This window comes from Loktanella sp. Alg231-35, assembly GCF_900143545.1.
Taxonomy (GTDB): Bacteria; Pseudomonadota; Alphaproteobacteria; order Rhodobacterales; family Rhodobacteraceae; genus Yoonia.
The window spans coordinates 67,698-93,114 of record NZ_FREV01000006.1 but is presented as its reverse complement, the minus strand read 5'-3'; the positions used below and the strand labels follow the sequence as shown (position 1 = coordinate 93,114).

At 57.7% G+C, this 25,417-nt stretch carries 28 protein-coding genes, 1 tRNA gene and 1 pseudogene; 20 read left to right on the top strand and 10 right to left on the bottom strand.

Features of this window, described 5'->3' with window-relative positions:
- The first annotated feature begins 12 nt into the window (after positions 1-12).
- The 6 genes from rpoD to ribD all read left to right on the top strand — a co-directional run bounded on the left by rpoD (position 13) and on the right by ribD (position 4,952).
- A complete protein-coding gene (gene rpoD / locus DHN10_RS15115) occupies positions 13-1,998 on the top strand; it encodes an RNA polymerase sigma factor RpoD (RefSeq protein ID WP_108816341.1) in 1,986 nt (661 codons plus the stop codon).
- Positions 1,999-2,133: 135 nt separating this feature from the next.
- Complete coding sequence (locus DHN10_RS15110; protein ID WP_108816184.1) at positions 2,134-2,394, top strand: HlyU family transcriptional regulator; 261 nt, start codon at positions 2,134-2,136, stop codon at positions 2,392-2,394.
- Positions 2,395-2,514: 120 nt separating this feature from the next.
- On the top strand, positions 2,515-2,781 hold the full coding sequence (locus DHN10_RS15105; protein WP_108816183.1) for a hypothetical protein: 267 nt from the start codon (positions 2,515-2,517) through the stop codon (positions 2,779-2,781).
- A gap of 46 nt (positions 2,782-2,827) precedes the next feature.
- Positions 2,828-3,232: a secondary thiamine-phosphate synthase enzyme YjbQ gene (locus tag DHN10_RS15100; protein ID WP_108816182.1), complete on the top strand. Its 405-nt coding sequence runs from the start codon at positions 2,828-2,830 to the stop codon at positions 3,230-3,232.
- A gap of 161 nt (positions 3,233-3,393) precedes the next feature.
- On the top strand, positions 3,394-3,867 hold the full coding sequence (gene nrdR, locus DHN10_RS15095) for a transcriptional regulator NrdR (protein ID WP_108816181.1): 474 nt from the start codon (positions 3,394-3,396) through the stop codon (positions 3,865-3,867).
- Between the two features lie 23 nt (positions 3,868-3,890).
- A complete protein-coding gene (ribD, locus tag DHN10_RS15090; RefSeq protein WP_108816180.1) occupies positions 3,891-4,952 on the top strand; it encodes a bifunctional diaminohydroxyphosphoribosylaminopyrimidine deaminase/5-amino-6-(5-phosphoribosylamino)uracil reductase RibD in 1,062 nt (353 codons plus the stop codon).
- Here the strand turns inward: ribD and DHN10_RS15085 are convergent, their stop codons facing one another.
- Both DHN10_RS15085 and DHN10_RS15080 read right to left on the bottom strand, forming a co-directional pair.
- Entirely contained in the window at positions 4,953-6,947 is a 1,995-nt protein-coding gene (locus DHN10_RS15085; protein WP_108816179.1) for a capsular polysaccharide biosynthesis protein, read from the bottom strand. It lies immediately after the preceding gene.
- Positions 6,948-6,971: 24 nt separating this feature from the next.
- A complete protein-coding gene (locus DHN10_RS15080) occupies positions 6,972-8,252 on the bottom strand; it encodes a capsule biosynthesis protein (RefSeq protein ID WP_108816178.1) in 1,281 nt (426 codons plus the stop codon).
- Positions 8,253-8,385: 133 nt separating this feature from the next.
- On the opposite strand from DHN10_RS15080, the gene DHN10_RS15075 reads away from it, so the two are divergent.
- From DHN10_RS15075 to nusB, 6 genes are read left to right on the top strand one after another with little or no spacing between them, the layout of a single operon-like run.
- The gene (locus DHN10_RS15075; RefSeq protein WP_108816177.1) at positions 8,386-8,988 is read left to right on the top strand and encodes a riboflavin synthase; all 603 of its coding nucleotides are present in this window, start codon (positions 8,386-8,388) and stop codon (positions 8,986-8,988) included.
- Complete coding sequence (locus DHN10_RS15070; protein ID WP_108816176.1) at positions 8,988-9,224, top strand: hypothetical protein; 237 nt, start codon at positions 8,988-8,990, stop codon at positions 9,222-9,224. Before DHN10_RS15075 ends, DHN10_RS15070 begins: the two co-directional genes overlap by 1 nt.
- Complete coding sequence (locus DHN10_RS15065; protein ID WP_108816175.1) at positions 9,205-9,807, top strand: hypothetical protein; 603 nt, start codon at positions 9,205-9,207, stop codon at positions 9,805-9,807. The genes DHN10_RS15070 and DHN10_RS15065 overlap by 20 nt, the downstream gene beginning before the upstream one ends.
- Before the next feature lie 59 nt (positions 9,808-9,866).
- Complete coding sequence (gene ribB / locus DHN10_RS15060) at positions 9,867-10,997, top strand: 3,4-dihydroxy-2-butanone-4-phosphate synthase (RefSeq protein WP_108816174.1); 1,131 nt, start codon at positions 9,867-9,869, stop codon at positions 10,995-10,997.
- A complete protein-coding gene (locus DHN10_RS15055) occupies positions 10,997-11,536 on the top strand; it encodes a 6,7-dimethyl-8-ribityllumazine synthase (RefSeq protein ID WP_108816173.1) in 540 nt (179 codons plus the stop codon). Before ribB ends, DHN10_RS15055 begins: the two co-directional genes overlap by 1 nt.
- On the top strand, positions 11,533-12,006 hold the full coding sequence (gene nusB / locus DHN10_RS15050) for a transcription antitermination factor NusB (RefSeq protein WP_108816172.1): 474 nt from the start codon (positions 11,533-11,535) through the stop codon (positions 12,004-12,006). Before DHN10_RS15055 ends, nusB begins: the two co-directional genes overlap by 4 nt.
- Positions 12,007-12,456: 450 nt before the next feature.
- Here nusB and DHN10_RS19905 read toward each other — a convergent pair whose 3' ends face one another.
- From DHN10_RS19905 to DHN10_RS15035, 3 genes are all read right to left on the bottom strand, one after another.
- Entirely contained in the window at positions 12,457-12,603 is a 147-nt protein-coding gene (locus tag DHN10_RS19905) for a hypothetical protein (protein WP_199910690.1), read from the bottom strand.
- Between the two features lie 270 nt (positions 12,604-12,873).
- Positions 12,874-13,278, bottom strand: a complete 405-nt coding sequence (locus tag DHN10_RS15040) for an SRPBCC family protein (protein ID WP_108816170.1) — start codon at positions 13,276-13,278, stop codon at positions 12,874-12,876.
- On the bottom strand, positions 13,275-13,589 hold the full coding sequence (locus DHN10_RS15035) for an ArsR/SmtB family transcription factor (RefSeq protein ID WP_108816169.1): 315 nt from the start codon (positions 13,587-13,589) through the stop codon (positions 13,275-13,277). Before DHN10_RS15035 ends, DHN10_RS15040 begins: the two co-directional genes overlap by 4 nt.
- Before the next feature lie 111 nt (positions 13,590-13,700).
- Here DHN10_RS15035 and DHN10_RS15030 point away from each other — a divergent pair, with 111 nt between their 5' ends.
- Entirely contained in the window at positions 13,701-14,165 is a 465-nt protein-coding gene (locus DHN10_RS15030) for an MmcB family DNA repair protein (protein WP_108816340.1), read from the top strand.
- Between the two features lie 71 nt (positions 14,166-14,236).
- On the opposite strand, the gene DHN10_RS15025 is transcribed toward DHN10_RS15030, so the two are convergent.
- Positions 14,237-14,422 carry a DUF6324 family protein gene (locus DHN10_RS15025; RefSeq protein ID WP_108816168.1) on the bottom strand — a complete coding sequence of 62 codons (186 nt, stop codon included), beginning with the start codon at positions 14,420-14,422 and terminating at the stop codon, positions 14,237-14,239.
- 81 nt (positions 14,423-14,503) lie between these two features.
- On the opposite strand from DHN10_RS15025, the gene DHN10_RS15020 reads away from it, so the two are divergent.
- The 6 genes from DHN10_RS15020 to DHN10_RS14995 all read left to right on the top strand — a co-directional run bounded on the left by DHN10_RS15020 (position 14,504) and on the right by DHN10_RS14995 (position 18,626).
- Positions 14,504-14,983: a GNAT family N-acetyltransferase gene (locus DHN10_RS15020; protein WP_108816167.1), complete on the top strand. Its 480-nt coding sequence runs from the start codon at positions 14,504-14,506 to the stop codon at positions 14,981-14,983.
- 43 nt (positions 14,984-15,026) lie between these two features.
- Positions 15,027-15,103, top strand: a tRNA-His gene (locus DHN10_RS15015).
- A gap of 28 nt (positions 15,104-15,131) precedes the next feature.
- Positions 15,132-16,163, top strand: a complete 1,032-nt coding sequence (locus tag DHN10_RS15010; protein ID WP_108816166.1) for an RluA family pseudouridine synthase — start codon at positions 15,132-15,134, stop codon at positions 16,161-16,163.
- Positions 16,164-16,325: 162 nt separating this feature from the next.
- On the top strand, positions 16,326-17,222 hold the full coding sequence (gene rpoH, locus DHN10_RS15005) for an RNA polymerase sigma factor RpoH (protein WP_108816165.1): 897 nt from the start codon (positions 16,326-16,328) through the stop codon (positions 17,220-17,222).
- A 132-nt stretch (positions 17,223-17,354) separates the two neighbouring features.
- A complete protein-coding gene (locus tag DHN10_RS15000) occupies positions 17,355-18,329 on the top strand; it encodes a Gfo/Idh/MocA family protein (RefSeq protein WP_108816339.1) in 975 nt (324 codons plus the stop codon).
- 9 nt (positions 18,330-18,338) lie between these two features.
- Entirely contained in the window at positions 18,339-18,626 is a 288-nt protein-coding gene (locus tag DHN10_RS14995) for a DUF4389 domain-containing protein (RefSeq protein ID WP_108816164.1), read from the top strand.
- A gap of 36 nt (positions 18,627-18,662) precedes the next feature.
- On the opposite strand, the gene DHN10_RS14990 is transcribed toward DHN10_RS14995, so the two are convergent.
- The 3 genes and pseudogenes from DHN10_RS14990 to DHN10_RS14980 all read right to left on the bottom strand — a co-directional run bounded on the left by DHN10_RS14990 (position 18,663) and on the right by DHN10_RS14980 (position 23,141).
- Complete coding sequence (locus DHN10_RS14990; RefSeq protein WP_108816163.1) at positions 18,663-20,480, bottom strand: M3 family oligoendopeptidase; 1,818 nt, start codon at positions 20,478-20,480, stop codon at positions 18,663-18,665.
- Positions 20,481-20,543: 63 nt separating this feature from the next.
- Positions 20,544-22,133, bottom strand: coding sequence for an ATP-dependent DNA ligase (locus tag DHN10_RS14985; protein WP_108816162.1), 1,590 nt, complete (start codon positions 22,131-22,133; stop codon positions 20,544-20,546).
- Positions 22,130-23,141, bottom strand: a pseudogene (locus tag DHN10_RS14980) (ligase-associated DNA damage response exonuclease). The gene DHN10_RS14985 and the pseudogene DHN10_RS14980 overlap by 4 nt, the downstream one beginning before the upstream one ends.
- 117 nt (positions 23,142-23,258) lie before the next feature.
- Between DHN10_RS14980 and DHN10_RS14975 the strand changes: the two are divergent.
- Positions 23,259-24,473: a threonine ammonia-lyase gene (locus DHN10_RS14975; protein ID WP_108816161.1), complete on the top strand. Its 1,215-nt coding sequence runs from the start codon at positions 23,259-23,261 to the stop codon at positions 24,471-24,473.
- Here DHN10_RS14975 and DHN10_RS14970 read toward each other — a convergent pair.
- Positions 24,470-25,417, bottom strand: a complete 948-nt coding sequence (locus tag DHN10_RS14970; protein WP_108816160.1) for an alpha/beta hydrolase — start codon at positions 25,415-25,417, stop codon at positions 24,470-24,472. The two genes, DHN10_RS14975 and DHN10_RS14970, sit on opposite strands and share 4 nt — an antisense overlap.

Genomic DNA, 25,417 nt, shown 5'->3' with positions numbered 1-25,417 from the left:
GGGGCATTCTGCATGGCCGCGAAAGACAACGACGACCGTAAAGATGGTGACCAGGACGGCGATATCAGCCTTGATATGAGCCAAGCCGCGGTCAAGAAAATGATCGCTGACGCGCGCGAGCGGGGCTATATCACATATGACCAGCTGAACGCGGTGCTGCCGCCAGAGCAGGTGTCGTCGGATCAGATCGAAGACGTGATGTCGATGCTCTCTGAAATGGGCATTCAGGTCACCGAAGAAGAAGAAAGCGAAGAAGCCGAAGACGACAAGGGCGGCACCGAAGTCGCGACAGTGTCCGGTTCCCGCGATGTGACCATTGGTAGCGCCGAGACGGAAAAGCTCGACCGCACGGATGACCCGGTGCGCATGTACCTGCGCGAGATGGGTTCCGTTGAATTGCTGTCCCGCGAAGGCGAAATCGCCATCGCCAAACGGATCGAGGCTGGCCGCAATACGATGATCCTTGGGCTGTGTGAAAGCCCGCTGACATTTCAGGCGATCACCATCTGGCGCGACGAACTCTTGTCCGAAGACATTCTTTTGCGCGATGTCATCGATCTTGAAACCACCTTTGGCAACCAACTGGGCGAAGATGGCGAGGAAGAAACCGTTGTCGCAGCACCCGCTGTCGCCGGAACCGAGCCGAAGAAGGAAGAGGCGCAAGAGCTTGACGCCGATGGCAACCCGATTGCCAAAGATGACGACGATGATGATGACGATCAGGCCAACATGTCCTTGGCCGCAATGGAGGCTGCCCTTAAGCCACGCGTTCTTGAAACGCTTGAGTTGATCGCACGCGACTTCGCTGACCTTTCCGACATGCAGGATGCGCGGATGTCCGCGACTTTGAACGAGGATTCATCATTCTCTGACAAGCAGGAAAAGAAGTATCAGAAACTGCGCTCCGAAATTGTGGAACTGGTGAACTCGCTTCACCTGCACAACAACCGGATCGAGGCGCTGATCGACCAACTGTACGGCATCAACCGCCGGATCATGTCCATCGACAGCTCTATGGTGAAACTGGCCGATCAGGCCCGCATCAACCGCCGCGAGTTTATTGACGCTTATCGCGGACGCGAACTGGATCCTAACTGGCTAGAAGAGATGTCAGAGAAATCTGGCCGCGGCTGGCAGATGATGATCGAGAAATCGACCGGAAAAATCGAAGAATTGCGCAGCGACATGGCCCAGGTTGGTCAATATGTCGGTGTCGACATCACCGAATTCCGCCGGATCGTGCAGCAGGTCCAGAAGGGCGAAAAAGAGGCACGTCAGGCAAAGAAAGAAATGGTCGAGGCGAACCTCCGTCTGGTCATTTCCATCGCCAAAAAATACACGAACCGCGGCCTGCAATTCCTTGATCTTATCCAGGAAGGTAACATCGGCCTGATGAAGGCGGTCGATAAGTTCGAATACCGCCGTGGCTACAAGTTCTCGACCTACGCGACATGGTGGATCCGTCAGGCGATCACCCGTTCAATCGCTGATCAGGCGCGCACGATCCGTATCCCGGTCCATATGATCGAAACGATCAACAAACTGGTCCGTACTGGTCGCCAGATGCTGCATGAGATTGGCCGTGAGCCGACGCCGGAGGAATTGGCAGAGAAGCTGCAAATGCCTTTGGAAAAGGTCCGCAAGGTGATGAAAATCGCCAAAGAGCCGATCAGCCTTGAGACGCCAATTGGTGACGAGGAAGACAGCCAGTTGGGTGACTTCATCGAGGACAAGAATGCGATCCTGCCTTTGGACAGCGCCATTCAGGAAAACCTCAAGGAAACCACAACACGGGTTCTGGCCTCACTTACTCCGCGTGAAGAACGTGTGCTGCGGATGCGTTTCGGCATTGGTATGAACACGGACCACACGCTTGAAGAAGTGGGCCAGCAGTTCAGCGTCACGCGTGAACGTATTCGCCAGATCGAAGCAAAGGCGTTGCGGAAGTTGAAGCATCCAAGCCGGTCTCGGAAATTGCGGTCGTTCTTGGATCAGTAAGATCAGCACGTAAACATGTGGCTTTCTTTGAAAGTCTAGGATTGCGTAGCGGTGCATGCACGGCACGTCGCGATCCTTCACGCCTTCACTTCTATTTGTGTTGTTCATATTCTCGAGTTTCAACAGGAGAGACCCATGTCACTTTTTTCCAAACTCTTCGGTGGCGGTAAGACCCCTGCGCTAGCGCTGTCTGAAACCTACAATGGTTTCGCCATAACGCCCACGCCACAAAAGGAAAGCGGCGGCTGGCGGCTGGCGGCTCGGATTGAAAAAGGCGGGCAAGAACAATTGTTGATCCGCTCGGATGTGCTGAATTCCAAGGAACAGGCAGAGGAAGCATCGGTCGCCAAGGCCAAGCAGATTATTGACGAGCAGGGCGAGCGGTTGTTCGGATAAATGCAGCTTTTAGCCGCTCACGCGGTGCTCATGTGCATTTACGATCACGTGACATACGGTTTCAGCACATTGAAAATGCCACCACTTAGGCGCACATCCTAGATCAGAAAGGATGTCGTCATGACCAAACTCTCGATCTCATTTGCGGCAGCGATGCTCTCTGTTTCATTGGTTCCGGCTGCCAATGCCTACGGCACCGAACCGGTACCGCAATCCTATGCCTCGCTCACACGGGTCGCGATGTTACCCACCGTGGCAAGCGATCATGAAGGGACCTGCGCGGTTTCTATGGCTCCGCTATTGGCCTCAATTCTGGGGCTGTCGGATGACGCATCGGACGACAAAGCGGCCCGCCCGCAGGCATCTCTGGCCTGCGTGGAAGAGTAGCCCCTGCGCCCTTGCACTTTGCCCATCCCCCGCCGATTGTGCGGGCATGCAAACACGGTTTGAGATTTCGACATCCGGCCCCGGCCTATATGAATTTACGCGCGAGGTTGCGGATTGGGTTGTGGGCACAGGCCTTTTGACCCTGTTCATACAACACACATCGGCCAGCCTCGTTGTTCAGGAGAATGCTGACCCCGAGGTGCAGACCGATCTGCAGAACTTTTTTGCGCGGCTTGTGCCGCCCACGACAGACCCCAGCATGTCCTATCTGACCCACACCTACGAAGGACCCGACGATATGCCCGCCCATATCAAGGCGTCATTGCTGCCCACGCATTTAACTATTCCGGTTACCGAAGGGCGCATGGCGCTGGGGACATGGCAGGGGATTTATCTGTTTGAGCATCGCGACCGGCCACATACGCGCAATGTCGTGGCGCATTTGTGCTGAACGCTCATCAAAACCGAGTCCCAACGGCAACGGTTCTTCCGCTGCATCTTGCGCCTCAAATTGCCCACTACCCAAAACCTGACATGCTTCCTATAGTGCCTGTGGATAAGTTGGGCCGCGACACAAGCGATAGGCCCATAAGCGAGAGATAAGGATCCAGCATGCGTTGCCCATTTTGTGGAAATGTTGACACTCAGGTCAAAGACAGCCGCCCCGCAGAAGATCACGTGGCGATCCGCAGGCGGCGGTTCTGCCCGGCCTGTGGCGGACGCTTTACCACATACGAGCGGGTGCAACTGCGTGATCTGGTGGTGATCAAAACCAACGGGCGGCGCGAAGATTTCGACCGCCCCAAGCTGGAACGCTCAATCCGGATCGCCTTGCAGAAACGCCCCGTAGAGCCTGAACGCATTGATCAGATGATCAGCGGCATCGTGCGCCGTCTGGAAAGCATGGGCGAGACGGATATACCGTCGGGCACCATTGGTGAGATTGTGATGGAAAGCCTCGCGCGGATCGACACCGTCGCCTACGTGCGTTTTGCCAGCGTTTACAAGAACTTCCAGGCCGCAGACGATTTCGACAAATTTGTCAGCGAATTGCGTCCTGATACCCCTGCTGAAGACGAAGAGTGACCCAAGACGCGGATGTACGTTTCATGGCGGTGGCCCTGTCATTGGGCCGGCGCGGTATGGGGCGTGTTTGGCCAAATCCGGCTGTTGGCTGTGTCATTGTCCAAGACGGGCAAGTGGTGGGGCGCGGTTGGACGGCTGATGGCGGCCGCCCGCATGCAGAACCCCGCGCTCTGGCGCAGGCTGGCGCTGCCGCGGCCGGGGCTACGGCTTATGTCACGCTGGAGCCTTGTGCCCATGTAGGTAAAACGCCCCCCTGCGCGCAGGCCTTGATTGATGCAAAAATAGCGCGTGTCGTGGTCGCGACAGGTGATCCTGATCCGCGCGTCTCTGGTCGCGGGATTGCCATGCTAGAGGCGGCAGGCATCGCCGTCACCCAAGGTGTTCTTGGTAAAAGGGCAGATCAGGACCACGCGGGGTTCTTTCTGCGCGTCACCCAGCAGCGCCCCTTTGTGACGCTGAAACTAGCGGGCACTCTGGATGGTCGCATTGCTACGGCCACGGGTGAAAGCAAATGGATCACTGGCCCTGCTGCGCGCCGTGCTGTCCATATGATGCGCGCACGTCATGACGCAGTCATGGTGGGTGCCGGTACGGTGCGGGCCGATGATCCGTCGCTGACGGTGCGCGGCATGGGCCATGTGCCGCAACCTGTGCGCGTTGTTGTCTCGCGCGCCATGAAGATTGCGGCAGACACCACGCTGATGCAGACCGCCCGCGATGTACCGGTCTGGCTGTGCCACGGTCCCGATGCGGATGTTGCGGCATGGGCTACCGCAGGCGCCAAAAGCCTGCCGTGTCAGATTGCAGCGGGGCAGGTTGATCCAGCGGCGGTGATGGCGGCTTTGGCCGCAGAGGGTATCACGCGCGTCTTTTGCGAAGGCGGCGGCATGCTGGCTGCATCCCTGTTGCATGCTGATCTGGTGGACCGCCTTGTGGTGTTTTCTGCCGGGGCGGCGATTGGCGCGGAAGGCACGCCGATGCTGGCCGGTATGGGGATTGATCAACTGGCCCAAGCGCCGCGATTTGCGTTGGAGCAGGTCCAGCCTGTGGGCGATGACATCTGTCACAGTTGGCGGCGGACCTGATCAGCGCCAAAGATGCGCGTAGCTTGCAAACAGGCCCTGCAGTTTTGCCAATGCGCGATTGCCCGCGCCGGGTTTGGGCAGGTCGTCGTTTTCGATGCGATCCACGATCACTTCAACAGGGCAGGGCAGCCCAGTGACGGGATCGCGATAGCGCGGATAGGCGATCAGTGTGGCATGCACGAGGGCGGGCAGGTCAACGCGGGCAACTCGTCGGCCAATGGGCATGGCACGGTCGTCGGTCAGCCCCCAGCCGCTATAGAAGGGCGAACCAAGACAGGTGACTTGCTTGCCACGCAGCAGGGCCTCAAACCCCATGAGCGATGTCATGGTCCAGACCTCATCAACGGCATCAATCGCTGCGATGGGATCGGCGCTAGTCAGGATCATATCTGCCAGCTTGTCTGCGTCACTCACGACCCCCGGCCGCAGGCCTGCCTCGACATCGGGGTGCGGTTTGTAGATCAACACCGCCGCCGGGTTTGCGTCACGCACAGCGGCCAGAAGCCCTTCATTATCGGTCACGTCCGTTGTGCCCAGTCGTATTGAGGCATCATCTTGCACCTGTCCCGGCACCAGAATGCGCCGACCTTTGGGAAGCTCTGGCAGGGATGACCGGGTCAGGTTGTACTTTGACAGTCGCGCATCGGTGATCCGCGCGATCAGGGCTGTGGCCCGCGCACGCGCGCCATCATCCAGCGCATCAGATGCGTTCAGTAGGTTCTCAAGGCGGCTGGGCCGCGTTGCGTCATAATAGATGCCCACATCATCCAGAACCAGACTAAGCGGCGCGATCAGATCAGCCCCCAAACCCCGCGAACGCAGAAAGCCGTCTTCGACCAATGTGGCATCGTCGCCACCTTTGCTGGCCCATCGCATCAGGCGCGCGTCGCGGCGTTGTGCTTTGCGCGCGGCGGCGTTGCCGCGGGCAAAACGCACTGCTTTGCTGCCACCAAAGACCTGTTGCAGTGGTTTGCGTTTCCACAGGCGCATATCTGCGGCGACCCAGCCTTTGTAATCATCGCGCCAGGCCGTTGCCGCACTGGCAAGGGTCGCTGCTGCCTCTTCAAAGCTGCAAAGCCGGTCGTGAAAGGGATCATACCATGTGGGGTAAAGGATCATCGCGCCCGCAAAAAGCTGCGCGCGGGTGAGGGTGCGCTGCCTGCGTTGCAGCGGCTTGCGATCATCGGTCAGCCCCCATCCCATGTAAAAGGGCTGACCCAGAACAACAGGTTTGTGCCCCGCTAGGATCGCCTCGAACCCCAATTGTGACGACACGGTGTAGACGGCAATCGCGCCATCCAGCAGCGCCCAGGGCGAGACGGACCCATCCAGAACCGTGATACGCTCATTGGCGTCCTTATCGGTGAAATACCCTTCGCTGTGCCCGGCCTTGGTCTGGGGGTGGGTCTTGATGATGATCCGCGCGCCGGGGTGTTCGGTCAGGGCAAAAAACAGCATCTCGCGGAAAGAGTTGCTGTCGCAACCGCTGGCCTTGATTGATGCATCCTTGCGGGTTTGATCGACGACCAACACATAACCGGGATCAGGCACCGGCAGGGCGGGATCAAAGGCGTTGTACTTTGACAGATGCGCGGCCTTGAGCGTCGCAATGCCTGCCTTGGCCCGGTTGAGCAGGACAGTATCATCCAGCGGGTCCTCGGTCAGAATGGTTTCAAGGTCAGAGCGTGTTTCGGGATCAAAGTGAACGCCCGTCCGGTCGATGTTCAGGCCAATGGGGCTGTCACCATCGCGCCCTAAACGCACTGACCGCAGAAAACTGTCTTCAACCCTGACAATATCTGCCCTCTTGCGGGTTGCGACCGCTTCACCGCGTGGCGCTGTCGGGCTGTGGCCCCAGACGCCGACCAGATCGTCACCCTTTGGCGCGCCGAGTTTGATATCAAAGCCTGCCAGATCTAAAATCCGGCGCACGCGCCCTTCGGTCAGAAAACCGCCGTTGTAGACGTAAAGGTTCTGGCGCTTGGTATCTGTCATTGCGGCACGCTACGGCAGGTCCGGTTACTTCACAACGCGGATTGGCGCGCGTTCTGAGGAACCTACGGCGCTGAGCGCATCGTAAGGGTCGAGCGGGGCAAGCATTTTATCTACGACATGGCGCAACAACTGTTTGCGCCCTGAGGCGGAATAGAAACCACCGGGAAGTTGGCTTGTTTCAAGTAGAAACTCCCGGTACTCGCGATAGGCTTCCAGATCGGGGCGATGGGGTGCGGCAAAGAAGGCCGCGATGGGCTGATCTGAGACGAATTCCGGTTTGTCATAAACCGCAGTGCCAAAGGATTTCAACGGGATGCCGCGCCAAAGTGCTTGCTGGCCAGCAGTGGAATTCACTGTCACTGCAGACCGGGCATCGTCAAGAATTTGCGCGAGCTTGCCGCCGCGCAGGTAATGCACCCGTTCTGACACCGCGTGGGTGCGTGCAGCATCAGCAATCATCCGGCGCAGCGGCGACTGCCCGTTTTCAAGCGGATGCCCTTTGAAGATGATGTGATGGTGTTTGGGCGCGCCATTTGCAAAGCCCGCAATCACGTCAGAAATGAACTGTGACATGTCATCAAACGGCGAATGCGCCTGAAAACTGGCGTCATGTTCCAACTGCAGCAGGGCGACGTGATAAGGATAGCCACCCGCCGTGATCCGCCGTGTCGCGAGAGCCCGTCCAACCGCAAGAAACGGCATTGAAAGCAGGCGCTTAGTGTAAAGCGCTGCCTCGCGCCGGATCGGCGTGGCGCGGTGGGTGCGGAACGCCGGATAGCGCCCGTTTCGGAACATCACAAACCAATGATAGACTGCGCCGTAAAAGATATGCTGGCGCATGTCGCCCCATTGAGCAGGCGGTGTTGGCACGTCCGGGCCGGATTGCGCCAGCTTTGCCTGCATCTGTGGCACGCTGATATCCATCAGGCGCGAATGGCCGTTGCTGCCGTCCCGCTCATACGTGACCCAATAGGGGCGCAGATAGCCCTCTTCAAAAACATGGATGCGCAGGCCGAGGGCGCGCGCCTGTTTGACGGTTTCAGCATGGAGGGGGCGGGTATCGCCGTAGATCACGATATCTGTGATCTGCTTTTCGTTCAGAATGCTGGCGAGCGCTTGAGGCCAATGCGCCAGATTTTCGGTAAATGGAATATAGCCCGGTGTGCGGCGCCAAAATACGGCATCCCCGGCATTGAACCCAACACGCCAGACGGCAGCACCTGTCTTGCGCAGCATCTTTCCCAAATGCCGAAAGAAGGGGCCATGTGGCCCCTGTAGGAAAAGAAAGGTGCGGGCTGTGGTCATAAGGCAGCCTGTTGGTAGGTTGTCGTTGTCTTAAGGTCTATTCCTGTCGCTTTTATGGCGGGCTGGCAAGCGGTCTTGCTTGCCCGCGCGTTGCGGCTCGGCTACGTCAGGGGGGCGCAATGAAAGGGCTATCATGTTCACAGGCATCATCACAGATATCGGCAAGGTGTTAGAACTTGAACAACGTGGTGATCTGCGGGCACGGATCGGAACCAGCTATGACATCGCCGGGATCGATATCGGTGCTTCGATTGCCTGTGATGGGGTATGCCTGACGGTGATCGCGCTGGGGACTGATCCGCAGAACTGGTTTGATGTTGAGGTCAGCGCGGAGACCGTGAACCTTACCAATATTGGCCGCAACGCCTGGCACGTCGGCCGGCCGCTGAACCTTGAGCGTGCCTTGAAGGTCGGGGATGAGTTGGGAGGTCATATCGTGTCCGGTCATGTGGACGGCGTAGCCGAGATTGTGGCGATGCATGATGAAGGTGACAGCACCCGTGTCACGTTACGCGCGCCGGATGATCTGGCCCGGTTTATCGCCCCCAAAGGGTCTGTGGCGCTCAATGGTACTTCGCTGACAGTGAACGAGGTTGCAGGCACCGAATTTGGCATCAACTTTATCCCACATACCAAAACGGCAACGACCTGGGGCGATGCGCGTGTCGGTGACGCCATCAATCTGGAGATCGACACAATGGCCCGCTATGTCGCGCGGTTGCGCGATTACGGCTGATGAAGCCGCTGGTGCTGGCCTCGATCGAAGACGACACCGGTGACCGCTGCATTGATATTTTGCGCCTGATAGATGGGCGGTTTGCCTATCGCGAATGCAGACGAGACCCCGAAGACCCCCACGGCTGGCGATATTTGTCAGAAGCGCCGCCCGCTTCATTTGACAGCGAGGCCGCCGCACGTGAGGCTGCTGGTCAAGCAGTAGGATGGATGAGTGATGGCAGGGATCGGACATAACTCTGGCCGGGTAGATGAGCCGGGCAAAAGCTGGCGCAGACATGTCTGGAAGAAAGCGCGCAAGGATCTGATGCCAACGCTTCCGATTGAGGTGGTGCGTCTGCGCGTGCGCCGGGCGGCTGAGCTAGGGCTGCCTTATAAGACATACGCCGGGATTAGGGCGAGCACGGGTCATGACCTGATCGGTTTTCTGTTTTCGAACAATGCGTTGCGGGTTCTGCATGACGGCCAGGCGGTCCCCGCGGCGCGTTCGGAAAAACTGCTGTCACTACAAAGGGCACAATGTACCGGCATTGCCCATCGGCCAGTGACGCCAACGCATTTGGCCACCTGTGCCGGGCTGGCGCGGGCCTTTGCGGCACCAAGGTTCACCGATAGTTGGTCGCAGATGCGCGACCAGATCCGTTTGATTGCCACATCGCAGGGCCACCCTGCCGATCGTCTTGTGATGATCGGCGAAACTGGATTTGAGCGCGAATGGGCGGAGGCGGCGCAGATGGCGGGTTTTCTGCCAGCGGCTGCATTCTTTGACGAGCAGGTGGGTCAAGACCCACCTTACGTTACAGGCTCAACCGGCGCTTAGACGCTTTTCAAACACCTGCCGCTGGGCTATCTGCGAAGCAGTGCAACGCGGAAAGCCCCATGAACCAGAACTTTGAAGCCCCCGGCCCTGTGGAACGCGATTGGTCTGATGCGATCAGCAAGATCGAAGAGATCATCGAAGACGCCCGCAACGGCAAGATGTTCGTGCTGGTCGATCATGAAGATCGCGAAAACGAAGGCGATCTGGTGATCCCTGCGCAGATGGCAACACCTGATGCGATCAACTTCATGGCGAAATACGGGCGCGGGTTGATCTGCCTGACGCTGCCGGGCGAGCGTATTGATGCGCTTGGCCTGCCACTGATGGCCTCGCATAACTCTTCCCGCCATGAAACCGCGTTTACGGTCAGCATCGAAGCCCGCGAAGGTGTCAGCACCGGGATCTCTGCCCATGATCGTGCTCGCACCGTGGCTACGGCCATCGACGGGACCAAAGGGGCTGCGGATATCGCAACACCAGGGCACGTTTTCCCGCTGCGCGCGCGTGACGGTGGTGTGCTGGTCCGCGCGGGGCATACCGAGGCCGCCGTTGATATCTCGCGTCTGGCTGGGCTGAACCCATCGGGCGTGATCTGCGAAATCATGAAAGAAGACGGTGAGATGGCCCGCCTGCCTGACCTGATCGCATTCGCTCAGCTCCATAACATCAAGATCGGCACCATCAGCGATCTGATCGCCTATCGCCGCCGACATGATAATCTGGTGCGCGTGCGTGAAACCAGCACGATCCAATCCGAATTCGGCGGTGAATGGGAGCTGCGCATCTACACCGATGAAACCCAAGGGGCCGAGCATATCGCCTTGATCAAAGGGGACATCAGCACGAACAAACCGGTCTTGGTACGCATGCATGCCATGGACCCAATGCTGGATGTCGTCGGCGTTGGCCCGACAGGGCGTCGCGACGAGTTTGGTGATGCCATGAACTTGATTGCCGCAGAAGGCCGTGGCGCCTTGGTGCTGTTGCGCGACGTCCATATGAAGCTGGATCCAAGCGAGGATGCCTCGCCCCAGACCCTGCGCCAATACGGGCTGGGTGCGCAGATCCTGAGCTCTTTGGGTTTGCATGAGATTGAACTGCTGACCAACTCACCCCAGCCAAAGGTTGTGGGGCTTGATGCCTATGGGTTGGAAATTGTCGGCACGCGCAAAATTTCGGAGATTGGATAATGGCTGGCCCATCCCACTACATCATGCCGCTGCCCCAGTTTGATAAGCCGGTCAAAGTACTGATCGTTGCCTCACCCTATTACAAAGACATTTCGGACAATCAGATCGCCGGTGCCAAGGCCGAGATCGAAAAGGCGGGCGCCACCTGGGACGTGGTTGAAGTGCCCGGCGCGCTGGAAATTCCTACGGCCATCGGCATTGCCGAACAGATGAGCAATTTTGACGGTTACGTGGCCCTTGGATGCGTGATCCGGGGCGAGACGACGCATTACGATACCGTGTGCAATGATAGCAGCCGCGCGATCCAATTGCTTGGGCTGCAACGCCTGTGCATCGGCAATGGCATCCTGACGGTCGAGAACCGGGGCCAAGCCGAAGTCCGCGCTGATCCGGCTGAAATGAACAAAGGTGGTGGGGCGGCTGCTGCGGCCTTGCACCTGATCGCACTCGCCCGTAAGTGGGGCCAAGCCGAGAAAGCCGTGGGGTTCACCCGCGAGATTCTGATGGCTGGCGATACGGACAACAAGACCACCACATGACCCTTTCGAACAATCAAAAACGCAAGATGAAATCCGCAGCAAGGTTCTATGCTGTGCAGGCACTGTTCCAGATGGAGGCATCGGGCCAGACCGTTGATGCCGTGGTGCACGAATTTGAAGATCACCGCCTTGGCGCTGTCTATGACGAAGGCGAGATGACCGAAGGGGATGTGGACACCTTCCGCGCCCTGATGGAAAAATCCGTCGATGAACAGGCGACCATTGATCAGATGACCGACCGCGCCTTGGTGGCGAAATGGCCGATTGCGCGGATCGATCCAACTTGGCGTGCGCTTTTTCGTGCTGCTGGAGCGGAATTGGTGCTTAAGCAGACGCCACCCAAGGTCGTGATCAGCGAATTCGTGGGCGTGGCAGAGGCATTTTCTGCTGACGGCAAAGAACCGAAGTTCGTGAATGCCGTACTTGATCACATGGCCCGCGAGGTACAGCCAGAGGCGTTTGGCCGCTAAGGTCACACGCCCGCTGTTTGTCGTAGTTTCCTAATTGGCTAAGGTGGCCGGGTAAGGAGATCGCCCATGCGTCCCGACAAAGAACCCGATCTGATGCGGCTATGTCTGCGCCACTGTTTTGTGGCTGTCGGCAACTTTTGTGGCGCTGATCCCGCCAGGTGATGTTGCCGGTCCCGGTGCCTGCGCAACACGCAGATTGATCGACGTCATGGCGGGGGTATGTCTGGGATCAAAGGTGACGGGAACCGCGGCGACCGTAGAGGTAACTAATCCCGAGGACCTGTATATACAGGTGGGCGCCAGGTAATCAGACCAGGATCCAAACAGAGCCAGCTCCCTCGGATTTGCTTAAGGCCACTGGATTTGTACCTATGGTATACAAGAGGCGCAGAACCCGTCGATGAACAGGTAGGCGGGCAAGGCCGGATCGGCAAGCCCTTTGAGTAAGGTTTATTCTTCGATATCGCCGCGGAGCAGCCAGCCATCGCGGCCAACCATTTCAGCAGGGGCATAACCAAGCAGGACGCGTTCTGCGGCACCAACAAAAAGCAGGGCCATTCCAACTTCGAAAAACGAGATATTCATTAACATAGACATGTGCAGCGTTTCCTCTTCCTTGGATATGAAGGTAGGAGCCAAAGCAGACAAAAACGTGACGGCACAAAGGCTTTCACCTGTGCAGTGTAGGCATTTACGCCAAAGTTGTGTCATAAAGCTGAACAGATTGCATGAACCGAAGATAAATATTTTCGCCTTACCTATTGAAATATATAGGTAAATCTATTCAGAAAGATGAACGCGCCCAAATGTGGTACATTTGAGCGCGTTTCGCCGCCGCACTAAGGTGCTGTGCTGAGTCGTTTCACATTACGCGTGAATGGATGCGCGCATCCGCGCCAGATGATCATCCCACCCCTTATCCAATGCCAGCGTCAGATCAAACGCCGCGGCCCCTGCGGGCAGCCCGGCGTGCTTCAGCGACAGGCGTGTGCCGCCGGGGACATCTTCAAGGGTCCATGTCACGGTGCTGACTGCATCGCCCATGGGGCCGATGGTAAATGAATAGGACAAGTGGTCGTGAGGGTCTGCGGCAAGAACCTCGCCCCACATCAGTTTGTTGCCCGATTCTGTGCCGAACATCTCATATGCGTCGCCCGCTTGCAGTGTCTTGGCCGGTTTATGAAACCAGATGGCCAGCTTGTCGGGGTCTGTCAGATATTCCCAGACGGTGGGTTTGTCGGCTTTGAGGTAGATTGTCTTTTGCAGGGTCATTGGAGGTCCTTTTCAATAGCTGTTTTTAATGCGTTCAGGCGGTCATCCCAGAAGGCGTCAAAGAAAGTGAGCCAGTCGCGAAGCGGTGCCATGCCGGTTGGGTCGAGTGTGTTAATACGTTCGCGGCCGCGTGCTTTGACGGTGATCAGCCCGCCGTCAGACAGGACCGTCAGATGCTTTTTGACGGCTGCGCGCGTCATGTCGAAGTTCTGGGCGACCTCACCGATGGTCATGGATTGGTCGCGCAGCAAGATCAGGATATCGCGGCGCGTGGGATCGGCGAGCGCGCGAAAAGTGGGTTGTGAGTCCATCGTTTCTTCCTAAATGATACCTTTTGATTCCATTTATATATGAAACCTATGGGTATCATGTCAATGCGAATATTCTTGCATTTTGTTCACGTATTGTTCAGGGTCTTGCGCATGCCAGATGATCTCGACACGCCAACTTTGATGCCCGGCCAATTGTTGGCTCGGGGGGTGTCGCGCGCACTACGCAGCCATGATTTTGTGAGTGTTGAGGAGCTGGTGCCCACGTCAGGCCTGCGCGTTGATGTGATGGCGCTAGGGCCGAAGGGCGAGGTCTGGATTATCGAATGCAAATCCAGCCGTGCTGATTTTCAATCTGATCACAAGTGGCATGGGTATCTGGAATGGTGCGACAGGTTCTTCTGGGCCGTCGACAGCGCTTTCCCGACCGAGTTATTGCCCGATGACACCGGGCTGATCTTGGCGGACGCCTATGACGCAGAGATCATCCGCATGGGGCCAGAGGCGAAACTGGCGGGGGCACGGCGCAAAGTGATGGTGCAGAAATTTGCGCGCCACGCGGCCGTCAGGGCGCAGGCGGCACGTGATCCGGGGTTTGTTGTGACGCAATCCTATTGAATGGCATGTAGGGTGGGCAAAACCCACGCGACGTACGCGATCATCAATGCAAAGCGTGGGTTTTACCCACCTTACTTGACCGCCCGTGCCGCCATTGCTGCGGCTTTGATTTCCTCGGCTATCTCGTCTGCCTCAGAAGGTTCAAAATCCATCGGTATCTCGACGCCGTCGGCTTCGATGAATATCCGCACCATGCCCTGATCGGTTGGCCCGATTTGCATATTGGCTTCTATGTCGCGTTCGCTGTTGATACCCATGTCAGTCCCTTTGATCTGATGGTTCCTGTCCTAGCGTGGCGTGCGCTTGATTGGCAAGGGCAGGGAGTGCAAAGTTATATTATGGATTTTGACTTGCGCCCCTTTGATGCAGCTGACGCCGATTGGCTGGTCAGCCAGCACGCGACCTACTACGCCAAGGCCGAGGGTTTTGATGACAGCTTTGGGCCTTTGGTACATCGCATCATTGAGGGCTTTGTAGAAGCGCATGATAACACCTGCGAGGCGGGATGGATTGCGCATCAAGGAGATCAGCGCTTGGGCAGCATCTTTTGCGTACGCAAGGATGACACGACTGCCAAGTTGCGACTGTTTTATGTGGTGCAAGACGCGCGGGGCACGGGCGTTGCACAAGCGCTTTTGGATCAATGCCTGGGCTTTGCCCGCGCCGCAGGCTACGCCGGGTTAACCCTGTGGACCCACGAAAGCCACGCCGCCGCAGGCCGCATCTACACCCGTAACGGGCTGACGCGCACCCATGCAGAACCCGTGCATTCCTTTGGTGTCGATTTGGTGGAAGAGACCTGGCAGATTGCCTTTTAGGGGTCTTGCAATCGTGATCTCATCCCGCTAGATCAAGCCTGTTGCCGCCTTAGCTCAGTTGGTTAGAGCACTGGTTTGTGGAACCAGGGGTCCCCCGTTCAAGCCGGGGAGGCGGTACCATCCCTCCCATGCAGTACCGGAGACGACCGTGGGTGAGACGCTCATTACATTTGAAATCGGACCGAACCCGCCGCCAAGGCTGGACAAGGCTCTGGGCCGTGATGTGCCGGCCGAGGCGTCGCTAAGCCGCTCGCGACTGGCCAAGTTGATTGCGGATGGTGCTGTGACGGTTGATGGGGCCGTTGTCATTGATCCGCGCCACCGGATTGCGGAAGGCGCCGTTGTTGCGGTCACCGTCGCGGTCGCCGAAGAAAGCCACATTAGCGGAGAGGACATCCCCCTTGATGTGGTGTTTGAAGATGATGATCTGATTGTCATCAATAAACCTGCAGGCATGGTTGTGCATCCCGCCCCCGGCACGCCGGGCGGCACGCTGGTGAATGCGCTGATCCATCATTGCGGCGAGACGCTGTCGGGTGTCGGTGGTATGAAACGCCCCGGCATCGTGCATCGCATCGACAAGGAAACGACCGGCCTGCTGGTCGCTGCGAAATCGGACCGCGCGCATCATCACCTGGCGGATCAGTTCGCTGTTCATACGGTTGAACGCCGTTATCTTGCCGTTTGTTATGGTTTGCCGGATCAGAACGACCCGCGTTTGCGTGGGATCAAGGGCACGTCCTTTGAGCCGGGCAATATCCTTAAGGTTCAGACGTTCCTTGGCCGCCACCGGACGGATCGCCAAAGACAAGCTGTTTCCTTCACTGCCGGGCGTCATGCTGTGACACGGTCGCGGATCGTGGAACCGCTAGGGTCGCCTGCGTGTGCTGCCTTGATCGAATGTTGGCTGGAAACCGGACGCACCCATCAGATTCGTGTGCATATGGCCCATTGCGGTCATGCATTGATTGGTGATCCGGTCTATGGCGGGCGGCGCAAATTGTCACCAAAGGTGATCGGAGAAGCCGGTGTTGCCGCTGTCGCGGCCTTCCCGCGTCAGGCGTTGCATGCGGCCACTTTGGGCTTTAGACACCCGGTTTCAGATGAATTTCTGCAATTTGAAGCAGAGATTCCCCAAGATATGCATGATCTTTTGCGCGCACTTGGTGCTGAGGGCTGAAATATTCGATCCCATGTGCGTGAGCGCACGGAAATGTACCTCGTATTACTAAACCGTATAGTTCATATTGCTTTTACGAAAAACGGATAAGGCACCTCTTGAAACCCGGTGTGAGCGCTACCATATCCATGTTAAGCCTTTAAACATAGGAGGGCAGATACAGTGAGTAATTATAAGAATCTTCCAGCACCAACCCCAGAGGGTGGTCTGAACCGTTACATGCAGGAAATCCGCAAGTTCCCCATGCTGGAGCCTGAGCAGGAATATATGCTCGCCAAGCGTTGGGTCGATCATGAGGACACGGATGCCGCGCATCAGATGGTCACATCGCACCTGCGATTGGCAGCCAAAATCGCCATGGGTTATCGTGGCTATGGATTGCCGCAGGCCGAGGTGATTTCCGAAGCAAACGTAGGCCTGATGCAAGCGGTAAAGCGTTTTGACCCTGAAAAGGGTTTCCGCCTGGCGACCTATGCCATGTGGTGGATCCGTGCGTCGATCCAGGAGTATATCCTGCGGTCTTGGTCACTGGTAAAGCTGGGCACGACCTCTGCGCAGAAGAAACTGTTCTTCAACCTGCGCAAGGCCAAGAACCGGATTGGTGCGCTGGAAGACGGTGATCTGCGCCCCGAGAACGTTGAACGGATCGCCCACGATCTTGGCGTGACCGAAGACGAGGTCATTTCGATGAACCGTCGCTTGTCCGGTGGTGACGCCTCGTTGAACGCGACGGTCAGTGCCGATGGTGAAGGTGCCGCGCAGTGGCAGGACTGGCTTGAGGACGAAAGCGCCAATACGGCGGCTGATTATGAAGCGAGTGATGAGCTTGATGCCCGTCGTGAGCTGTTGGCCGACGCGATGTCGGTGCTGAACGACCGCGAAAAAGACATCCTGATGCAGCGTCGGCTGTCTGAGGAAACCGTGACGCTGGAAGATCTCAGCGGCCAGTATGATGTCAGCCGCGAGCGCATCCGCCAGATTGAGGTGCGCGCGTTTGAAAAGCTGCAAGCCAAGATGCAAGAACTTGCGCGTCAGAAGGGCATGTTGGCCGACGCCTGATCGTCCCCGCGTTGTTAAGTCATTCACCCCGCCGGCCCGCCCGGCGGGGTTATTTTTTGCGGGCTTACCACCCTGGCAATGTTCACACTGCGCAATGTTGGCGCTAACGTGACGGAAACGGAGGGCGAAGATATGACACCACTACGTTGGGGTATTCTGGGGGCAGCGAACTTTGCCCAAAAGCATATGGGGCCAGCCATCCATGCCGCAAAGGGCGCGCAGTTGTTTGGGTTGGCCACGTCCAGCGCTGAAAAGGCGGCAGGGTTTCAGGCGTTTGCACCTGATTTGCAGGTCTATGAGGACTATGCGGCATTGCTTGCCGATCCCCAAATTGATGCGGTCTACATCCCCTTGCCAAATCACCTGCATGTGGAATGGACGAAAAAGGCCCTGGCGGCAGGCAAGCATGTCTTGTGTGAGAAACCAATTGCCTTGGCCGCGGATGAGGTCGACGCACTGATCGCGGTACGCGACGCCGCTGGGAAGCTCGCGGCAGAGGCCTATATGATCGTGCATCACCCACAGTTTCAGCGCGCGAGAGAGCTGGTACAGGGCGGTGCCATTGGCACATTGCTGCATGTCGAGGCGACGTTCAGTTTCTACAACGATGACGCCACCAACATTCGCAACCGGCCCGAGGCAGGCGGCGGAGGGTTGCGTGATATTGGGGTCTATACGATGGGGGCCGCACGCTTTGTCAGTGGACAAGAACCTAATGCGGTGCCTTACGCGAATCTGCGCTATGAAAACGGCGTTGACGTTTTTGCACAGTTCACCGCGCAATTCCCAGGTTTCAGCTATCAAAGCATGGTGTCGATGCGGTTGTTTAACCGCCAAAGCATCGTTTTCCACGGCGACAAAGGCGTGTTGACGCTAACTTGTCCGTTCAACGCCAGTGTCTTTGATATCGCAGAGCTGAGGCTTGAGAATAACGGTCTGACAAGGGTGACCGAACGCTGGCCTGCGGTGGATCACTACGTCAATCAGGTGGAAAACTTCTGCCATTCGGTGCAAACTGGGGCAGAATACCCATGCCCGCTTGAATTCTCGCGCGGCACACAGCACATGATGGATATGGTTTTTGCGGCTGGCGAACCCCCAGCCTAGGAGAGACAGATGGCCAAGGATCAAGAAACAAGCGACGCTGATCTGGAAACAGACTACGAGAATATCTGGCTGCGCCTGCTCAACATGGTGATCATCGCCGTGCTGATGAGCATGGCCAGCACGCTGCTGGGTCTGATGACCGTTGCCCAATTCTTGATCATGGTTTTCAACAAGCGTGAACCCAACGATCAACTGGCCGAAATGGGCACGACGATGGGCGTTTGGATGGCCAAAGCTGCACGGTATCAGACCGCCGCAAGCGAGGTGAAACCCTGGCCCTGGACAGAGTTGGACTAGGGTTCCGTCAGAGAAGCGACTTGATCTGTGGCGATGCTAGGCCTCCATCGCCTCCAATTCATCGATCATGCCACTGATCATCGACAGCCCCTTGTCCCAGAACTTGGGGTCGGACGCATCAAGCCCAAATGGGGCCAGCAATTCCTTGTGATGCTTGGACCCACCTGCGCGCAGCATGTCGAAGTATTTTTCACGAAAATCTGGATCGCCTTCCTCAAAGACCGCGTAAAGCGCATTCACCAGGCCGTCGCCAAATGCATAGGCATAGACGTAGAAGGGCGAATGCACAAAGTGCGGGATATAAGCCCAGAAGGTTTCATATCCATCGGCAAAGTCAAACACTGGCCCAAGGCTTTCGGCCTGTACGGACATCCAAAGCGCGTTGATGTCATCTGGCGTCAATTCACCTTCGGCGCGCGCGGCGTGTAGCTTGCATTCAAAATCATAGAACGCGATTTGGCGCACGACGGTGTTGATCATGTCTTCAACCTTGCCCGCTAGCAGGATTTTGCGTTCTTCCTGATTTTGCGCGCCATCAAGCAGTTTGCGGAAGGTCAGCATCTCGCCAAAGACAGAGGCCGTTTCCGCCAACGTCAGCGGCGTGGAGGACAGTAATTCGCCTTGCTCTGCGGCAAGCACCTGATGCACGCCATGGCCCAATTCATGTGCCAATGTCATGACATCACGCGGTTTGCCCAGGTAGTTGAGCATCACATATGGGTGGACAGGCGTGACCGTGGGGTGGGCAAAGGCACCGGGGGCTTTGCCGGGTTTGACTGCCGCATCAATCCAGCCTTCTGTAAAGAAAGGTTTGGCAATTTCGGCCATCTTTGGGTCGAATTCGGCATAGGCTGACATGACTGTTTCGGTGGCCTCATCCCAACCCACAATCTTGTCGCTTTCCATGGGCAATGGCGCGTTGCGGTCCCAGACTTGCATCCGATCCAGCCCCAGCCATTTCGCCTTGAGCGCATAGTACCGATGCGACAGGCGTGGATAGGCGGCAACAACCGCGTTGCGCAGCGCTTCGACGACTTCTGCTTCCACATGGTTGGCCAGATGCCGCCCCGCCTGCGGCGAGGGCATTTGACGCCAGCGGTCTTCGATCTCTTTCTCTTTTGCCAATGTGTTGTGGACACGGGCAAAGACTTTGATGTTTTCACCAAAGACGGCGGCCAAAGCATGGGTCGCTGCTTCGCGTTTGGTTCTGTCCTGTTCGGTCAACAAGTTCAGCGTCGCTTCGAGGTTGAGCGTTTCGCTATTCACCTCAAACTCAAGCCCGGCCATGGTTTCATCAAACAGACGGTTCCACGCGGCGGCCCCGACGGTTGATTGATCGTGCAGGAATTTCTCCAGCTCATCAGAGAGCTGATGCGGTTTCATCGCGCGCATCCGGTCAAAAACGGGTTTGTAGCGGGCAAGACCCGCATTGGCGGCCAGAAGGCCCGCGAGGTGATCATCGTCCAGCCGGTTGAATTCCAGCCCGTAGAATACCAAAGGCGTTGTGGAATTCGTGATCTGATCCTGACAATCCGCCATAAACTTGGCGCGTTCGCTGTCAGTTGTGATCTGATAGTACCGCAGCCCCGCAAAGGACATGATGCGCCCTGCAATGACATCGATCTGCTCGTAGCGTTGCACCGCTTTCAAAAGGCCTATGGCATCAAGCGCGGCTAACTTGCCTTCATAGTCTGCGGCAAAACTTGCGCATTCGGTCTCAAGCCACGCCAGATCGCGTTTCAGCTCGGGGCTGTCGGTCGCGGGATAAAGGTCCGTGAGGTCCCACTCTGGCAGATCGCCAAAGCTCTGGCCTCCACTGGTGTTGGCATCAAATACGGGCTGAGGACGTTGCATTGGGAAGCCTTTCAATCTCGATCAAGCCCTACATATGCTTGAAGGAATTGGGTTGGAAGCCCATCAGCCGAATGTCGCCAACAACTCTTTGAGATCATCAAGTGTATTGGCCTCATCTACGGGCTTGTCCCGGCGCCAGCGCAGCATCCGCGGGAACCGCAAGGCGACGCCGGATTTGTGGCGCGGGCTGGCCTGAATACCTTCGAAGGCGATTTCGAACACATGTGTGGGCGGCACCTGACGCACGGGGCCAAAACGCTGCAACGTGTTCTTGCGGACCCAAGCGGTGATTTCGCGAAACTCTGCATCGGTCAGGCCGGAATAGGCTTTGGTAAAGGGCACCAGATCATTGCCGTTGCGCACGGCAAATGTGTAGTCGGTGAACAGATTTGCCCGGCGCCCGTGCCCGGCCTGCGCATAGATCATCACCGCATCGATGGTCAGCGGATCAATCTTCCATTTCCACCAATCACCCCGCTTGCGCCCCGACAAATAAGGACTGTCGCGGCGTTTGAGCATCAATCCTTCGGCGTTCAGGTCGCGCGATTGATCGCGCGCGGCACTCAGATCGTTCCACGTCTTGAAGGGCACTGACGCCGACAGGCGCAGGGGTGCTGCTGATGGGACGCCCTTGATGAGCGCCGCCAACGTCTTGCGCCGCTTTGCCAGTGGCCAGTCGCGGATATCGTTACCTGCATGTTCCAGAAGGTCATAGGCCATTAAGATCACAGGGGCCTCGGCCAGCAGTTTCTTGGGCACAGTCTTGCGCCCGATCCGTTTTTGCAATGCGTTGAAGGACAACGGGGTTTCATCCTGAAATGCCAGTACTTCGCCAACCAGAACCGTGCCATCGGGCAGATAGTCCTTGAGTTGTGCGAGCTCTGGAAAGCGGTCCGTCATCAGGTCTTCGCCCCGCGACCACAGGTGATGTTCACCACCGCGCAGGATCAGTTGCCCCCGGATGCCATCCCATTTGCGTTCGGCATTCCAATCGGCAGGCGGCCCCAGATCATCGAACCCGTCCAACTGATAGGCCAGATAGAAGGGGTAGGGGCGCGACAAATCGGCGGCGGGGTCATCCGCTTCGATCAAAGCCTCCCATGTGGTGCTGTCAGGCGTCCAATTGCCCATCAGTTTATGGGTCAACGTGGCCTCGTCCTGCCCTGTGGCTTTGGCCAGCGCGCGGATGATCAGCTTAGCACTGACCCCGATGCGGAACCCGCCAGTCAGCAGTTTAGTGAACAAAAACCGCTCTGTGCTGGGCAGGCTGTCCCATGCCTTGAGAATACCTGATTTGCGCGCGTCATCCTCCATTGTAGAAAGCTGGCGAATATAGCCAATCCAGCCGGTCAGTGTGTCATCGCTGGTCGTCGTTGCAGGCGGCAGCACCAAGGCAATCGTCTCGGCCAGATCGCCAACGATGCTATAGCTTTCCTCAAACAGCCAATCCGGCAGCCCGGCCACCTCTGCGGCCCATTCACGTAGCCGTGCCGCTGTGATCGTCCGTTTGGGGCGCCGACCTGTGAACAGGGCAATCGTCCAAAGCCGGTCTTGGGGCGTGGCTGTCTGGAAATATTCGGCAAGGGCCGCCACTTTGACGGTTGTCTTGGTGCTTTCATCAATCCGGGTGAAGAGGGCGGAGCAATCCTTCATGTGTCCTCTGCCGGATCGGTGTCGCGTGCTTCGCCGTGATAATCGGTGCTCACGATATGCGCGTCATAGCCCTGCCCGGACAACCAGCGCTGAAACGCGGTGGTGTAGCCATGTGTGGCAAAGATCTTGGTGGCACCTGTGGCCTTGATGGCATCGTTCAACCCATCCCAATCGGCATGATCTGACACGATAAACCCCCGATCCGCCGCACGTCTGCGGCGTACGCCGCGTAGGGCCATCCAGCCGCTGGCAAAGGCCGTGGATGAGGGGCCGAACTTGCGGCTCCATGTGGTGCCAAGCGCGCTGGGTGTCGCCAACACGAGTGCGCCGGGATGGGTCTTGCTTGTCGTCTCGGGGGTCACAGGGATGGTTTCAGGCAGGGTGACCCCTTGCGCGCAGCACCTCATTGGTGGCCTCAATCGCGCCATGGGTCAGGATCGGGCCGATCTCTGGATCGACAGTTGCCAACAGGCGCTGGGCCTTGCCCAATGCATAAGCCCCCAGAATAGACGTCCGCCCGGCGGCGGCATTGACAGCCCACCAATCATTGATTTGCGTTGTCAGCAGGTCCTTTGGCGTCCATTTGAAGATCGGCAGCCCAAATGTGCATTCTGTAATGAAGGCATGACAGGCGATCGGTTCAAATGGTTCCGACAAACCGTCCGCAACAGTTTTGTAATCGCCGGAAACAACCCAGACTTCACCTTTGACCGCGACCCTGATCTGGGCCGAGCCGGGCACGTGGCCAGCAGGGTGGAATGACACAGCAGCATCACCGATTTGCATGACCTGCCCATAGGCCGTCGTCTGCAAGTCAATTTCGCCCAGCCTGTGCCGCATGACCGGGGCGGTGCCTATGGTCGCCAGATAACGGCCCATATTGGGGCGCGCGTGATCGCTGTGCCCGTGGGTGATCAGCGCACGGTCAACAGGACGCCAGGGATCAATGTAGAAATCACCAGCGGGGCAATAGATCCCGCGGTCCGTGAAGGTAAGCACATCAGCCATGACCACCACAATAGCGCATCACCTGCGTCCGCCAATGGCAGGCTGACGTGCAAGGTGGGTTTCGCCTGCCGTGCAAGCTGGATAGGCTGTGCCGAAACCGATTTGCCGAGGCAGCAGATGACCCTTGATCTTGACCTGATTACAAAGACTTACGCGGCCATCAAGCCTGCCACGATGCGCACGCCAACTGTGCATGCCGCGCGGCTGTCACTGCATCTGGGCATTGATCTTTATCTCAAGTTGGAAAACCTGCAGCACACAAATGCCTTCAAGGCGCGGGGTGCGCTGGCCAAGCTGTTGACGCTCACCAAGGCGGAACGCACGGCTGGCGTGATCGCTTGTTCGGCAGGTAACCATGCCCAAGGGGTCGCCTATCACGCCAGTCGGTTAGGCATACCTGCTGTGATTGTCATGCCCGAGGGCACGCCGTTCAACAAAGTCAAACGCACCAAGGATTTCGGGGCAGAGGTCGTGCTGCACGGCACGGGCTTTGATGAAAGCGTGCAGTTCACGCTTGATATGGCGGCCTCTAAGGGCATGACCTTTATTCATCCATTTGATGACCCAGTCGTTGTCGCAGGGCAGGGCAGCGTCGCGGTCGAAATGCTGGAGCAAGAACCTGATCTGGATTGCATCGTGGTGCCGATTGGCGGGGGTGGTTTGATCGCTGGTATGGCCGTCGCGGCGAAGGCGATAAAGCCGGGGGTGCAGGTGGTCGGCGCGCAGGCTGCGAATTTCGATGCTGTGAAGGCCAGATTCGATGGGAGCGACACCCACTTTGGTGGGGCAACGCTGGCAGAAGGGATCGCTGTGCGCGCGCCTTCGGATGCAAATGTCGCTTTGATCAACCAGCATGTTGACCGCGTTGAAACAGCGACCGAGGGCGAAATCGAAGCGGCGGTCTTTGACCTGCTGTCGCACGAAAAAATCGTGGCCGAAGGGGCGGCAGGGGCCGGGCTGGCCGTCATTGAAAAATACGCAGAAGAACTACGCGGCAAGAAGGTCGGATTGGTGGTCTGCGGTGGCAACATCGACTCGCGGCTGTTGTCCACACTCATCCTGCGGGGATTGGTGCGCGACGGGCGGATCACCCGCCTGACCTTTGAAATTGACGACACGCCTGGACAACTCTCTGATATTTCAAGGATCATTGGTGAGGCAGGGGCCAATGTGATCGAGGTCATCCACCAGCGGATGATGCAAAGTGTCTCGCTGAAGCAGGCCGAATTGGAAATCGTGATCGAGGCCCGCGATGCTCAGCATGTTGGTGACACGGTTGCAGAATTGCGGCGCGCCGGCTTTCGGGTGCGGGCAGAAAGTGAACTGGATTAAGCGGCGACGGCGCGCTGCGCGTCAAAGAACGCTACAGTTTCATCAAAGATTGCATCGCGCATCTTTGGGACATCCATCAGCATTTCATGCTTGCCGCCATCGATCACCCGCAGTGTACTGCCGGGCCAACCGCCCATCCGTTCCTGAATGCGCAGCGGATCGACAATAGCTTCTTGCGTGCCAAGGTAAGTCAGGCAAGGGATGTTGGGCGACGGATCAAGGGCCAGCTTATGCATTTCGCGCAGTGACGTATTCAACCAGCGCAAGGACGGGCCACCAAGGCCCAGTTCGGGATGCTGGGCGAGCTGGTTGCGCAGGGTTCCAAAAACCTCTGGGTCGTTGGTCAGGGTGTTTTCTTCGAATGTGGTACGATTGACATAGCTTTCCTCGAATTGGCCGGGGGCCAGTGCCTGATCAAAGCCCAATGGCGTGCTCATCGCAGAAAGGCCCCAAGCGAGGGGGCGCAAGGGGGCGGCCATCTGAACACCCCACATCGGTGCAGAGAACATCACACCCTGCACATCAAGGCCCTCCATCAGGGATCGCAATCCAATGCAGCCCCCCATGGAATGGCCCAAAAGGAAATATGGGCGCGGCAGGCCAAGCGCGGATGCATGCGCGACCGTGGCTGTCACATCTTGCTGATAATCGCCAAATGCCCCCACATGCCCAACGGCGGGGTTGTCAGTCATGCGGTCGGCAAGGCCCTGTCCGCGCCAGTCAATTGCAAGGCTGGCATAGCCGCGATCACGGAATGCGGCGGCAGATTGTCCATATTTTTCAATGAACTCCGTACGACCGGGGAAGATCAGCACGGTGCCTTTGGCGTTTGCCAAATCCCAATGGGCCACGCGAATGCGCAGCCCATCAGATGTCTTAAGCCAATGGGCCACCCCGCCTGCGGGACCATCTGCGATCTCTTCAAAGAGGGGGGCCGTTTCCAT

What these genes read in the sequence shown, in the direction of transcription:
- rpoD (WP_108816341.1), top strand. Translation starts at nt 13, where the DNA reads ATGGCCGCGAAAGACAACGACGACCGTAAAGATGGTGACCAGGACGGC.
- DHN10_RS15105 (WP_108816183.1), top strand. Translation starts at nt 2,515, where the DNA reads ATGACCAAACTCTCGATCTCATTTGCGGCAGCGATGCTCTCTGTTTCA.
- DHN10_RS15070 (WP_108816176.1), top strand. Translation starts at nt 8,988, where the DNA reads ATGAAGCCGCTGGTGCTGGCCTCGATCGAAGACGACACCGGTGACCGC.
- DHN10_RS15040 (WP_108816170.1), bottom strand. Translation starts at nt 13,278, where the DNA reads ATGACCCTGCAAAAGACAATCTACCTCAAAGCCGACAAACCCACCGTC.
- DHN10_RS15055 (WP_108816173.1), top strand. Translation starts at nt 10,997, where the DNA reads ATGGCTGGCCCATCCCACTACATCATGCCGCTGCCCCAGTTTGATAAG.
- DHN10_RS15065 (WP_108816175.1), top strand. Translation starts at nt 9,205, where the DNA reads ATGGCAGGGATCGGACATAACTCTGGCCGGGTAGATGAGCCGGGCAAA.
- DHN10_RS14975 (WP_108816161.1), top strand. Translation starts at nt 23,259, where the DNA reads ATGACCCTTGATCTTGACCTGATTACAAAGACTTACGCGGCCATCAAG.
- DHN10_RS15100 (WP_108816182.1), top strand. Translation starts at nt 2,828, where the DNA reads ATGCAAACACGGTTTGAGATTTCGACATCCGGCCCCGGCCTATATGAA.
- nrdR (WP_108816181.1), top strand. Translation starts at nt 3,394, where the DNA reads ATGCGTTGCCCATTTTGTGGAAATGTTGACACTCAGGTCAAAGACAGC.
- nusB (WP_108816172.1), top strand. Translation starts at nt 11,533, where the DNA reads ATGACCCTTTCGAACAATCAAAAACGCAAGATGAAATCCGCAGCAAGG.
- DHN10_RS14990 (WP_108816163.1), bottom strand. Translation starts at nt 20,480, where the DNA reads ATGCAACGTCCTCAGCCCGTATTTGATGCCAACACCAGTGGAGGCCAG.
- DHN10_RS15075 (WP_108816177.1), top strand. Translation starts at nt 8,386, where the DNA reads ATGTTCACAGGCATCATCACAGATATCGGCAAGGTGTTAGAACTTGAA.
- DHN10_RS15020 (WP_108816167.1), top strand. Translation starts at nt 14,504, where the DNA reads ATGGATTTTGACTTGCGCCCCTTTGATGCAGCTGACGCCGATTGGCTG.
- DHN10_RS15025 (WP_108816168.1), bottom strand. Translation starts at nt 14,422, where the DNA reads ATGGGTATCAACAGCGAACGCGACATAGAAGCCAATATGCAAATCGGG.
- DHN10_RS15030 (WP_108816340.1), top strand. Translation starts at nt 13,701, where the DNA reads ATGCCAGATGATCTCGACACGCCAACTTTGATGCCCGGCCAATTGTTG.
- DHN10_RS14995 (WP_108816164.1), top strand. Translation starts at nt 18,339, where the DNA reads ATGGCCAAGGATCAAGAAACAAGCGACGCTGATCTGGAAACAGACTAC.
- DHN10_RS15085 (WP_108816179.1), bottom strand. Translation starts at nt 6,947, where the DNA reads ATGACAGATACCAAGCGCCAGAACCTTTACGTCTACAACGGCGGTTTT.
- ribB (WP_108816174.1), top strand. Translation starts at nt 9,867, where the DNA reads ATGAACCAGAACTTTGAAGCCCCCGGCCCTGTGGAACGCGATTGGTCT.
- DHN10_RS15000 (WP_108816339.1), top strand. Translation starts at nt 17,355, where the DNA reads ATGACACCACTACGTTGGGGTATTCTGGGGGCAGCGAACTTTGCCCAA.
- DHN10_RS15035 (WP_108816169.1), bottom strand. Translation starts at nt 13,589, where the DNA reads ATGGACTCACAACCCACTTTTCGCGCGCTCGCCGATCCCACGCGCCGC.
- DHN10_RS15080 (WP_108816178.1), bottom strand. Translation starts at nt 8,252, where the DNA reads ATGACCACAGCCCGCACCTTTCTTTTCCTACAGGGGCCACATGGCCCC.
- DHN10_RS14985 (WP_108816162.1), bottom strand. Translation starts at nt 22,133, where the DNA reads ATGAAGGATTGCTCCGCCCTCTTCACCCGGATTGATGAAAGCACCAAG.
- ribD (WP_108816180.1), top strand. Translation starts at nt 3,891, where the DNA reads ATGGCGGTGGCCCTGTCATTGGGCCGGCGCGGTATGGGGCGTGTTTGG.
- DHN10_RS15110 (WP_108816184.1), top strand. Translation starts at nt 2,134, where the DNA reads ATGTCACTTTTTTCCAAACTCTTCGGTGGCGGTAAGACCCCTGCGCTA.
- DHN10_RS19905 (WP_199910690.1), bottom strand. Translation starts at nt 12,603, where the DNA reads ATGTCTATGTTAATGAATATCTCGTTTTTCGAAGTTGGAATGGCCCTG.
- DHN10_RS14970 (WP_108816160.1), bottom strand. Translation starts at nt 25,417, where the DNA reads ATGGAAACGGCCCCCCTCTTTGAAGAGATCGCAGATGGTCCCGCAGGC.